This window comes from Neobacillus niacini (assembly GCF_030817595.1).
GTDB classification, from domain to species: Bacteria; Bacillota; Bacilli; order Bacillales; family Cytobacillaceae; genus Neobacillus; species Neobacillus niacini_G.
The window spans coordinates 4347501-4359412 of record NZ_JAUSZN010000001.1 but is presented as its reverse complement, the minus strand read 5'-3'; the positions used below and the strand labels follow the sequence as shown (position 1 = coordinate 4359412).

The following is an 11912-nucleotide window of genomic DNA, read 5'->3' as shown; positions in this document are numbered from 1 at the left end:
CTCTTTATAAAATTAATCTATATAAAAATGAAATATTTTTACTCCAAATTATTAGAATACCACATCTGTTCTTCTCTGAAAAATGAGAAATCCTAGCGTCGATTTATCCACAACTTGTAAAAATGTCTACCTATTATTTTAACTTATCCACATGTGAATAACAATAAAACAAGAGATTTCAAATAATTGTTATAAACATGTGCTTATTAGATCTAAATTAATGACACCAAAAAAAAGACATCCTTCAAACAGGATGTCTTTTACTCATTTTATTTAACTGGTGAAATAACGATATGCCTGTGTGGATCTGAACCATCTGAAAAGGTTTTAACGCGTTTATTGTCGGATAATGCTGTATGAATGACTTTACGCTCGTAAGAAGGCATTGGTTCCAACGCAACATCCTTGCCAGTTTTTACAGCCTTAAGGGCAAGACGATGAGCTAACTGGATCAGCGTATCATTTCTTCGATTTCGGTAATCTTCCGCATCCAAAATAACCGTTAAGTATTGATTAGAAAAACGATTAACGATTAGCTGTGTTAAATATTGCAGTGAATTTAACGTTTGTCCTCTTTTTCCAATTAAAAGAGCGATCTTTTCACCAGTCATAACAAATAGAATTTGTTTTCCATCTCGTCTCGTTTCGATATCGATAGGAGCTCCCATTTGTTCACTAACCTGAAGAAGAAATTTCTTAGCCTCTTCAATTGGATCAATGATGACAGTAACCTTAACGACAGCAGGACGCGAACCAAAAATCCCAAAAATACCCTTTTTACCTTCGTCAATTATAGCTACATCTGTGCGGTCTTTTGTTGTATTTAACTGAGCTAAAGCTGATTCCACTGCTTCTTCGACTGTTTGTCCGGTAGCAGTTACTTGTTTCACTTTTTTGCTCCTCCCGCTTTACCGGATTCTTGCACTTTTCTCAAGTCCGGTCCTTTAATGAAATAGGTTTGAACAATCATGAAAAGATTTCCGACTACCCAATATAAGGAAAGGGCTGCTGGGAAATTAAAAGCAAAAATGACAATCATAATCGGCATCATCCAAAGCATCATCGCCATTTGCGGATTATGCTCTTGACCGGCCATCATCAATTTTTGCTGAATAAATGTAGTGATACCCGCAATAATTGGCAGGATGTAAAAAGGATCCTTGTCCCCAAGATCAAACCACAGGAAACTATGATCAGCAATTTCTCTTGTTCTTGATATTGCATGATAAAAACCAATTAGAATAGGCATTTGGACGATTAATGGAAAACATCCCGCCATCGGATTTACTCCGTGCTTTTGAAAAAGAGCCATTGTTTCTTGCTGTAATTTCTGCTGTGTCTTCTGATCCTTAGAGCTGTATTTTTCTCGAAGCGCCTTCATTTCTGGCTGCAGCGCCTGCATTGCTTTCGAGCTTCTTGTCTGCTTTATCATTAGCGGCAAAATTGCTAATCGAATCAGTAACGTAACCACAATAAGTGATAATCCAAAGCTTCCACCAAGTATTTCTGCACCTTTTACAATCACCCAGGACAGCGGATAGACTATGTACTCGTTCCAAAAACCTGTACTTTCAGCATTTATTGGCTTATTAATTTCTGTACAACCAGCTAATAACAAAAATACAGAAACTATGCCAAGCAAAAGTAATATTCGTTTTTTCAACCGAATTTTCCTCCTTGAACAATTTATATTCTATTTAATATTAAAATTTTTTATAAAATAACGAATGTGATATTCAAATGGTATTTTACCATCTTTTAGAATAATTTACCTCTTAATTTTATAATGAATACAACATTATTTTAACTGACTACCTTCTCTTGAAAACCTTACCAACCTTAAAGACATGGGTTAAACTTTTTTTCACTTCAAAAAAGTCCATATCAGCTGCAGGTTTTCTAGCAATAATCACGTAATCATTCCCTGGAACAATTTGATCTGATAGTTCGAAAACAGCTTGTCTTATGTATCGTTTTATTTGATTTCTCGTTACAGCATTTCCTACTTTCTTGCTGACTGAAAGTCCGATTCGAAAATCCTCTTGACCCTCTTTCGGCAGGCTATAGACAACAAACTGCCGGTTAGCAAAGGATTGTCCTTTTTGAAATGCCTCTTGAAATTCTTTATTCTTCTTTACCCGTAATTCTTTCTTCATAGAAAACACCTTCCATCTACATTAGAAAGATTTTATTAGAAAAAAGACCACTGATGTTTCAGTGGCCTAAGCTGATAATACTTTTCTTCCTTTTTGGCGACGGCGTGCTAGAACTTTACGTCCGTTTGCACTGCTCATACGACTACGGAAACCGTGAACTTTACTATGTTTACGTTTATTTGGTTGATATGTTCTTTTCATATATGACACCTCCCTGAGGAATAGCTGTTAAAGACAGTCTAATTTATTATAAAGACGGACCCCCATATTGTCAACCACCCTTAAAATATTGTTCCCCAGTTCCAAATTTTTTTACGTCAAGCTCCATTTCTAATCACTAAAGATTTTAAAGCAATCTTCTTTTTAAAAATTTACCTGTGGATATTTTTTTCGACTTTTTTTTCGAGGTTTCACAAGATATTGACAGTTTTTGCACAGGAACCACTACTTGTGGACAAGTTTTAATCACATCTTGTTACAGTTGTGGATAAACGGTGAAAAGGCATTGCACACCTGCCTTTTATCTGATATTATATTTGTGTTTTCACTCTGAATAACTTCGTCTCTAAAATATGTTATCCACAAATTGTGGATAAGGTGTGGACAAGTTATTCTAGCATACTGCAGAACCTTGTCCACAAGCGGTGGATATTGTCGAAACTCCACATTATTTCCTATATTATGTTTTTCCACAACCATTGTTTCGTATATTTATAAATTAGTAGGTTGTACAGCTTGTATAACATTGTTTTTTCACGGAACTATTGCCCAATTGTTATGGGGTTGCGATTTACGGATACTTCACAACTCTTTGTGAAAAAATATCTCTATATATGGAGTTTAGACAGAAACGAACCTGCAAAATGCATTTGAATAATAGATAGATAATAAAGGAGGGACAACCGTTGGAGAATATTGCGGATCTTTGGAATGCTGCTTTAGCCAATATTGAGAAAAAGATTAGCAAGCCTAGTTATGACACCTGGCTGAAGTCCACAAAGGCCCATTCCCTTCAAGGCAATCTACTTGTGATTACTGCTCCAAATGAATTTGCACGTGATTGGCTCGAGGAGCGTTACTCTCAGTTAATTGCTGGAATCCTGTATGAAATTACTGGAGAAGAGCTATCTGTTAAGTTCATTATTCCGCAAAATCAAAAAGAGGAAGACCCTGACTTGCTATTGCCAGCTAAAAAGGCAAAAAAAGAGGATGATCAGCATGATTTTCCACAAAATATTTTAAACCCAAAGTATCTTTTTGATACGTTTGTTATTGGTTCGGGCAACCGATTTGCGCACGCAGCATCCCTTGCTGTAGCTGAAGCACCCGCAAAAGCATACAATCCCTTATTTATTTATGGGGGCGTTGGTTTAGGAAAAACACACTTAATGCACGCAATTGGTCATTACGTTTTAGAGCATAAACCAAACGCAAAGGTAGTTTATTTGTCTTCAGAGAAATTCACGAACGAATTTATTAATTCTATTCGTGACAATAAAGCTGTCGAATTCCGCAACAAGTATCGAAACGTTGATGTGTTACTAATTGATGATATTCAATTCTTAGCTGGAAAAGAATCAACGCAAGAGGAATTTTTCCATACTTTTAATACTCTTCATGAGGAAAGCAAACAAATCGTTATTTCAAGTGACCGTCCGCCTAGGGAAATTCCAACACTTGAAGACAGACTGCGTTCACGTTTTGAATGGGGATTAATCACAGATATTACTCCTCCAGATTTAGAAACAAGAATTGCGATTCTTCGGAAAAAGGCTAAGGCTGAAGGATTAGATATACCAAATGAGGTTATGCTCTATATCGCTAACCAAATTGATACAAATATCAGAGAGCTTGAGGGAGCATTAATCCGCGTGGTAGCTTATTCTTCCTTAATCAATAAAGATATTAATGCCGATTTAGCTTCGGAAGCGTTAAAGGATATCATCCCTAGCTCAAAACCTAAAGTAATCACCATTCTTGATATCCAGAGAACCGTCGGTGAGCACTATAGTGTAAAACTTGAAGATTTTAAAGCTAAAAAGAGAACAAAATCAGTAGCCTTTCCTAGACAAATTGCGATGTACCTATCACGGGAATTAACCGATTATTCATTACCAAAGATAGGAGAAGAATTTGGAGGTCGTGATCATACCACAGTCATCCATGCTCATGAAAAGATTTCCAAACTTTTGCAAACTGATCTTCAGCTGCAAAAGCAAATGAAAGAGCTAAATGAGTTGTTGAGAGTTTAAAATAATGTGAATAACTTGGACTAGTTTATGCACAGTCTGTCCACATGTGGATAGACTGTGTTTCCATTGCAAAAAATAGGTTATCCACATACTAACAGGGCCTACTAGTACTTCTACTGTTTTTTATTTAAAAAACTTATTATTATATGTTCAAAAATTTTCAATTATGCGTGCTTAGAACAAAAAAATTGCTGGGAGGATTATAAAATGAGGTTTATCATCCAACGGGATCGCCTTGTCCAAAGTGTCCAAGATGTTATGAAGGCTGTCACTTCGAGAACGACAATCCCAATTTTAACGGGAATCAAAATTACAGCTAGCAGCGAAGGAGTAACCCTAACGGGAAGTGATTCCGATATTTCAATTGAGTCTTTTATTCCAAATGAGGAAGATGGAGATGAGATTGTAGAAATCAAACAAGCTGGTTCTATCGTCCTTCAAGCAAAATTTTTTAGTGAAATTGTAAAAAAATTACCTACTGACTCAGTCGAAATTGAAGTACTAGGATCTTTACAAACCGTTATCCGCTCTGGGAAATCTGAATTTAATTTAAACGGACTTGACGCAGAAGAGTATCCGCACCTGCCACAAATAGAAGAAAATAATAAATTTCATATTGCAACGGATCTTCTGAAAACGATGATACGCCAAACCTTTTTTGCCGTATCCACCTCAGAAACACGTCCCATCTTGACAGGTGTAAACTGGAAGATTGAAAATGGTGAACTAAACTGTATTGCAACAGATAGCCATCGTCTGGCATTAAGAAAAGCAAAAATAGAAATTGAAAATAACGAAAGCTACAATGTTGTTATACCAGGTAAGAGTCTGAATGAACTGAGTAAAATCATAGATGACTCGAATGAATTAATAGATATCGTTATCACAGAAAATCAAATTTTGTTTAAAGCGAAGCATTTATTATTTTTCTCAAGGTTGCTAGAAGGAAATTATCCTGACACTTCTAGACTGATTCCAAGTGAAAGTAAAACTGATATTATTGTTAATACAAAGGAATTCTTACATGCCATTGATCGTGCTTCCTTACTTGCCCGTGAAGGCAGAAATAATGTTGTGAAACTTTCAACTATTGATGGCGGAGTAATAGAGATTTCCTCCAACACACCTGAAGTAGGTAAAGTCGTCGAAGAAATTCAAAGTCAATCCATCGATGGAGAAGAATTAAAGATATCTTTTAGTGCTAAATATATGATGGACGCCCTAAAAGCACTTGAAGGTACAGATATAAGGATTAGTTTCACTGGAGCGATGAGACCTTTTGTTATCAATCCACTGCATGATGAAACCACACTTCAGCTGATTTTACCTGTAAGAACTTACTAGGATAACCGCATGAATAGTCACCATGTTTTTTGGTGACTTTCTTTATTTTTTGTTTTTTAGTAAAATAAAGTATTGAGACCATTTTAGAAATGAGTGATAAACATTGCCTGAAGAAATAAAGCTAAATACAGAGTTTATTACGTTAGGACAATTTCTTAAATTAGCTGACGTCATCCAATCTGGTGGAATGGCAAAATGGTTTTTAAGTGAAAACGATATTTTTATTAATGGCGAACAAGATCAAAGAAGAGGAAGAAAGCTTCGAGCGGGAGATAAAGTCACAATTCCCGGCTTTGGAGAGTTTTTGATTACGAGTAACTAAAGGTTGTGTCGTTTTCATGTATATTGAACAATTAGCACTGAGGGATTATCGAAATTATCAGAGCCTGTCGGTCGAGTTTGAAAATAAAGTTAATGTCATCCTTGGGGAAAACGCTCAGGGTAAAACAAATGTGATGGAATCTATTTATGTTTTAGCGATGGCTAAGTCTCATCGAACATCAAATGATAAAGATCTTATTCGCTGGGACCAGGAGTATGCTAAAATAGAGGGTAGGGTTCAAAAACAGCACAGCTCATTGCCATTGCAATTAATTATTTCCAAAAAAGGAAAAAAGGCTAAATGCAACCATATAGAGCAGCAGAAACTAAGCCAATATGTCGGGAACATGAATGTGGTCATGTTCGCACCGGAAGATTTAAATTTAGTAAAAGGCAGCCCGCAAGTAAGAAGGCGGTTTATTGATATGGAAATTGGGCAGGTGTCGCCCATTTATTTACATGATATGAGTCAATATCAAAAAATACTTCAACAGAGAAATCATTTTTTGAAAATGTTGCAAATAAAAAAACAAACCGATCAAACCATGCTCGAAATTCTTACTGAGCAGTTTATTGATATGGCTGTGAAAATAGTATTCAAAAGGTTTGAGTTTCTCCACTTGCTTGAAAATTGGGCTAAGCCTATTCATAAGGGCATTTCTAGAGGGCTGGAATCATTAGAAATTGTCTATAAACCATCTGTTGATGTATTAGAAGACCAAGATTTGTCGAAAATGAAAGCAAGCTTTGAGGAAAAATTTAGTAAAGTTAGAAGTAGGGAAATAGAACGTGGTACAACCTTATTTGGACCACATCGTGATGATTTGTTGTTTTTTGTAAATAATCGGGATGTTTCGACATTTGGATCACAAGGTCAGCAAAGAACAACGGCACTTTCTGTTAAGCTTGCCGAAATTGAATTAATTCATTCAGAAATTCGCGAATATCCCATCTTACTCCTTGACGATGTTTTATCGGAATTAGATGATTATCGTCAGTCACACTTGCTTAATACCATCCAGGGGAAGGTCCAAACATTCGTTACAACAACGAGTGTGGACGGAATCCATCATCAAACATTAAAAGAAGCTTCAACTTTTGAAGTAGAGTCTGGTGTTATCAATAAAGTTAATTGAGGTGGTAAGTGTGTATATTCATGTCGGGGAAGATTTAAATATCAGGGCGAAGGATATCATCGCCATTCTTGATAAAGGGTGCGTGAATTCTTCAAATCTAGTCGAAGAGTTCTTAGAACAGCATAAGGAAAAGCTTGTTAACCTTTCGAAAAACCCCTTTAAATCTGTCGTAATTACTTACGACAAGGTTTATTTATCCCCAATTTCTTCTGGAACATTAAAAAAACGTTCAAATCAAAAGGAAATGCAGGAATCTTGAGATTATTATTTTTCATTTAGGTTATAGAGTGATTTTTTTGAATGAAAGTGCGGGGTGAACGATATGACAATGGAACAAAAAGTAGTCCAGGAACAAGAATATGGTGCTGATCAAATACAGGTTCTTGAAGGTCTGGAAGCTGTTAGAAAAAGACCTGGTATGTATATTGGTTCAACTAGTGGAAAAGGTCTCCATCATCTTGTCTGGGAAATTGTAGATAACAGTATTGATGAGGCATTGGCAGGATATTGTGACGAAATCAATGTCATTATTGAGGAAGATAACAGTATAACTGTTAAAGATAACGGACGTGGTATACCAGTCGGAATTCAAGAAAAAATGGGCAGACCAGCAGTTGAAGTTATCATGACCGTGCTTCATGCCGGAGGTAAATTCGGCGGCGGAGGATATAAGGTTTCTGGTGGACTGCATGGTGTAGGTGCCTCCGTAGTTAATGCACTCTCCACAAATTTAGATGTTTTGGTACATCGTGACGGTAATATATACTCCATTAAGTTTGAACGTGGAGCTGTGGTTCAAGAATTAGAGGTCGTCGGAACAACAGATACAACAGGTACAATTACTCACTTTAAACCAGACGGTGAAATTTTTACTGAAACATTGGAATATGAATATGATATTTTAGCAACTCGTCTGCGTGAACTCGCATTCTTAAATCGAGGAATAAAAATCACGATTAAAGATAATCGTGTAGAAAATAAACAGAATGAATATTACTACGAAGGCGGCATTAAATCGTATGTAGAGCATTTAAACCGCACAAAAGAGGTTATTCATGATGAGCCGATCTATATTGAGGGAGAACGTGACGGTATTAGCGTTGAAGTAGCTCTTCAATACAATGAGGGGTATACGGACAGCATTTATTCCTTTGCGAATAACATCCACACCTATGAAGGCGGTACCCATGAATCTGGATTTAAAACCGGTTTAACCCGTGTTATAAATGATTATGCAAGAAAAAATGGTTTGATAAAAGAAAATGATACGAACCTATCTGGTGAAGATGTTCGTGAAGGCTTAACTGCGATTGTTTCAATTAAGCATCCGGACCCACAATTCGAAGGGCAAACGAAAACAAAGCTTGGAAACTCTGAAGTAAGAACGATAACGGATTCATTGTTCTCAAGCCACTTTGAAAAATTCTTACTAGAAAATCCACCAGTAGCTAAAAAAATCGTTGAAAAAGGATTAATGGCTGCCAGAGCAAGACTAGCGGCAAAGAAAGCTAGAGAATTGACGCGCCGAAAGAGTGCTTTAGAGGTTTCAAGTTTACCTGGGAAATTAGCTGACTGTTCATCAAAGGACCCTTCTATCAGCGAACTGTACATTGTTGAGGGTGACTCGGCAGGTGGTTCGGCAAAGCAAGGCCGTGACCGCCATTTCCAAGCAATTCTGCCATTGAGAGGAAAAATACTCAATGTTGAGAAAGCACGTTTAGATCGGATTCTCTCCAATAACGAGGTTCGTTCTATGATTACGGCAATAGGAACAGGTATTGGTGAAGATTTTGATATTGCGAAAGCAAGATACCATAAAATAGTCATTATGACGGATGCGGACGTTGATGGTGCTCATATTCGAACGTTATTGTTAACCTTCTTCTACCGTTATATTCGAAAAATTTTAGAAGCTGGTTATGTATACATTGCTCAGCCGCCATTATATAAAGTTCAGCAAGGAAAAAAGGTTAGGTATGCTTATGATGACAAAGAGTTAGAAAAAATATTCGCAGAGCTCCCAAGTCAGCCGAAGCCTAATATCCAGCGGTATAAAGGTTTAGGAGAAATGAATCCTGAACAATTATGGGAAACCACAATGGATCCTGCTAATAGAACTATGCTTCAAGTGAGTCTAGAAGACGCGATTGAAGCAGATGAAACATTTGAAATGTTAATGGGAGACAAGGTAGAGCCGCGCCGTAACTTCATTGAAGAAAACGCTCAATACGTAAAGAATTTAGATATATAGTTTTGTCTAGCGACAGCGCTTAGGGGTTCGGGGGCTTAAGCCACTGGACAAGGCGCTTCCGCTTTTCAAAAAGGGATAGAGGGGTGACCACTATCCTCCTTTTTTCGTTTATCTTGATCTCATTGGATGATGATTAAAGGCAGATCGTCACCAAAATAGGAGGTACTAAAATGGCCGAAACACCAAATTCTCAAGTGAAAGATATTAATATCAGCCAAGAAATGAAAACATCGTTTCTTGACTATGCAATGAGTGTTATTGTTTCTCGTGCCCTTCCAGATGTTCGAGATGGTTTAAAACCAGTTCATCGCCGTATTTTATACGCTATGCATGATCTTGGCATACACGCGGATAAACCTTATAAAAAATCAGCTCGTATCGTTGGGGATGTAATCGGTAAATATCACCCGCATGGAGATTCTGCCGTATATGAAACAATGGTACGGATGGCGCAGGACTTTAACTATCGTTATATGCTTGTTGATGGACATGGAAATTTTGGATCAGTAGATGGGGATTCAGCTGCGGCAATGCGTTATACAGAGTCTAGAATGTCCAAAATCTCTATGGAACTACTTAGGGATATTAACAAAGACACAATCGATTTCCAGGACAACTATGATGGTGAAGAAAGAGAGCCTTCTGTTCTACCAGCAAGATTCCCTAATCTATTAGTCAATGGTTCTATGGGTATTGCTGTTGGTATGGCTACAAATATTCCACCACACCAGCTAGGTGAAGTGATTGATGGCGTATTAGCTGTTACTCGTGACCCAGAGATCACTATCCAAGAATTAATGGAGGTCATTCCTGGCCCGGACTTTCCAACCGGAGGAATCATTATTGGCCGAAGCGGTATTCGTAAAGCATACGAAACAGGTAGAGGGTCAATCACCATACGCGGAAAAGTTGAGATTGAACAAAAATCAAATGGTAAAGAAGTTATTATTATTAACGAATTACCATACCAAGTAAACAAAGCGAAATTAGTTGAACGAATCGCAGAATTGCATCGTGATAAAAAAATAGAAGGCATTACTGATTTACGTGATGAATCTGACCGCAATGGAATGCGTATTGTTATTGAGGTTCGTAAAGACGCAAATGCAAATGTCCTACTAAATAACTTATATAAACAAACGTCTCTTCAAACTAGCTTTGGTATTAATACACTAGCCCTAGTAAATGGACATCCCAAGGTATTAAATTTAAAACAATGTTTAGTCCATTATTTAGACCATCAAATTGTCGTTATTCGCAGACGAACAGAATTTGAGCTGCGAAAGGCAGAAGCAAGGGCTCATATATTAGATGGTTTAAGAATTGCCTTGGATAATCTCGATGCTGTCATTAGCTTAATTAGAAGCTCTCAGACAACAGATATTGCGCGCGAAGGATTAATGACGCAATTTAACCTCTCTGAAAAACAAGCACAAGCGATACTTGACATGCGTTTACAGCGTTTAACTGGTTTAGAAAGGGAGAAAATTGAGGAAGAGTACCAAAGTCTTGTTAAGCTAATCGCGGAATTAAAAGCAATACTAGCTGATGAAGAAAAGGTTCTTGAAATCATACGTGAAGAATTACTAGAGCTCAAAGAGCGATTTAATGATAATCGCCGTACGGAAATCGTAACAGGCGGAATTGAAAATATAGAAGATGAAGATCTCATCCCACGTGAAAATATTGTTATTACGTTAACACATAATGGCTATATTAAACGTCTGCCTGTTTCAACGTACCGCGCACAAAAAAGAGGCGGTCGCGGTATACAAGGGATGGGTACCAATGAGGATGACTTCGTGGAGCATTTAATCACGACATCTACTCATGATACAATTCTCTTCTTTACAAATAAAGGTAAGGTTTATCGTTCAAAGGGATATGAAATCCCTGAATACAGCCGTACAGCAAAAGGGCTGCCAATCATTAACCTTCTTGGAATTGAAAAAGGAGAATGGGTTAATGCCATTATTCCAATTGAGGAATTTGTGGATGATTGGTACTTATTCTTTACGACAAAAGAAGGTATCTCTAAGCGTTCTCCATTAACATCATTTGCACATATTCGTAATAATGGCTTAATTGCGTTAAATCTTCGTGAAGGTGATGAACTGATTTCTGTTCGCTTAACAGATGGAACAAAACATATGATCATTGGAACGAAAAAGGGTATGCTAATCCGTTTCCCTGAAACCGATGTTCGCTCTATGGGAAGAACCGCAACTGGGGTAAAAGGAATCACCTTAGATTCGGATGATGAGGTAGTTGGTATGGAAGTGCTTGAGGAAAATAGCAGCGTCCTTATCGTAACTAAGAACGGATATGGAAAACGTACACCAGCAGAGGAGTATCGAATTCAAGGCAGAGGCGGTAAAGGTATTAAAACTTGTCATGTTACCGAAAAGAATGGCTCATTAGTTTCTGTAAGGGCTGTAACAGGTGAAGAAGA

General features: G+C 37.3%; 11 protein-coding genes (1 of these 11 only partly in view). 7 read left to right on the top strand and 4 right to left on the bottom strand.

The features are described 5' to 3' along the window. Nucleotides 1-269: 269 nt before the first annotated feature. The 4 genes from jag to rpmH all read right to left on the bottom strand — a co-directional run bounded on the left by jag (nt 270) and on the right by rpmH (nt 2357). Nucleotides 270-890, bottom strand: coding sequence for an RNA-binding cell elongation regulator Jag/EloR (gene jag, locus QFZ31_RS20700; RefSeq protein WP_307306392.1), 621 nt, complete (start codon nt 888-890; stop codon nt 270-272). Continuing rightward, complete coding sequence (gene spoIIIJ / locus QFZ31_RS20695; protein ID WP_307306390.1) at nt 887-1663, bottom strand: YidC family membrane integrase SpoIIIJ; 777 nt, start codon at nt 1661-1663, stop codon at nt 887-889. The genes jag and spoIIIJ overlap by 4 nt, the downstream gene beginning before the upstream one ends. Before the next feature lie 148 nt (nt 1664-1811). Beyond that, nucleotides 1812-2156: a ribonuclease P protein component gene (gene rnpA / locus QFZ31_RS20690; protein WP_179598990.1), complete on the bottom strand. Its 345-nt coding sequence runs from the start codon at nt 2154-2156 to the stop codon at nt 1812-1814. 66 nt (nt 2157-2222) lie between these two features. Further along, nucleotides 2223-2357: a 50S ribosomal protein L34 gene (gene rpmH / locus QFZ31_RS20685; protein WP_063255153.1), complete on the bottom strand. Its 135-nt coding sequence runs from the start codon at nt 2355-2357 to the stop codon at nt 2223-2225. Nucleotides 2358-3061: 704 nt separating this feature from the next. Between rpmH and dnaA the strand changes: the two genes are divergently transcribed. From dnaA to gyrA, 7 genes are all read left to right on the top strand, one after another. Beyond that, a complete protein-coding gene (dnaA, locus tag QFZ31_RS20680) occupies nt 3062-4408 on the top strand; it encodes a chromosomal replication initiator protein DnaA (protein WP_307306386.1) in 1347 nt (448 codons plus the stop codon). 207 nt (nt 4409-4615) lie between these two features. Next, the gene (dnaN, locus tag QFZ31_RS20675) at nt 4616-5752 is read left to right on the top strand and encodes a DNA polymerase III subunit beta (protein ID WP_179598994.1); all 1137 of its coding nucleotides are present in this window, start codon (nt 4616-4618) and stop codon (nt 5750-5752) included. Between the two features lie 103 nt (nt 5753-5855). Next, a complete protein-coding gene (yaaA, locus tag QFZ31_RS20670; protein WP_179598996.1) occupies nt 5856-6074 on the top strand; it encodes a S4 domain-containing protein YaaA in 219 nt (72 codons plus the stop codon). A 16-nt stretch (nt 6075-6090) separates the two neighbouring features. After that, a complete protein-coding gene (gene recF, locus QFZ31_RS20665; RefSeq protein ID WP_307306382.1) occupies nt 6091-7209 on the top strand; it encodes a DNA replication/repair protein RecF in 1119 nt (372 codons plus the stop codon). 10 nt (nt 7210-7219) lie between these two features. Next, nucleotides 7220-7468: an extracellular matrix regulator RemB gene (remB, locus tag QFZ31_RS20660; protein ID WP_179599000.1), complete on the top strand. Its 249-nt coding sequence runs from the start codon at nt 7220-7222 to the stop codon at nt 7466-7468. Between the two features lie 69 nt (nt 7469-7537). Beyond that, nucleotides 7538-9460 (top strand): DNA topoisomerase (ATP-hydrolyzing) subunit B, encoded by a 1923-nt coding sequence (gene gyrB, locus QFZ31_RS20655; RefSeq protein WP_179599083.1) that lies wholly within the window; start codon nt 7538-7540, stop codon nt 9458-9460. Between the two features lie 170 nt (nt 9461-9630). Then, nucleotides 9631-11912 carry the 5' portion of a DNA gyrase subunit A gene (gene gyrA, locus QFZ31_RS20650; protein ID WP_307306378.1) on the top strand. It continues 289 nt past the right edge of the window, so only the first 2282 of its 2571 coding nucleotides appear in the window; the start codon lies at nt 9631-9633; the stop codon falls past the right edge of the window.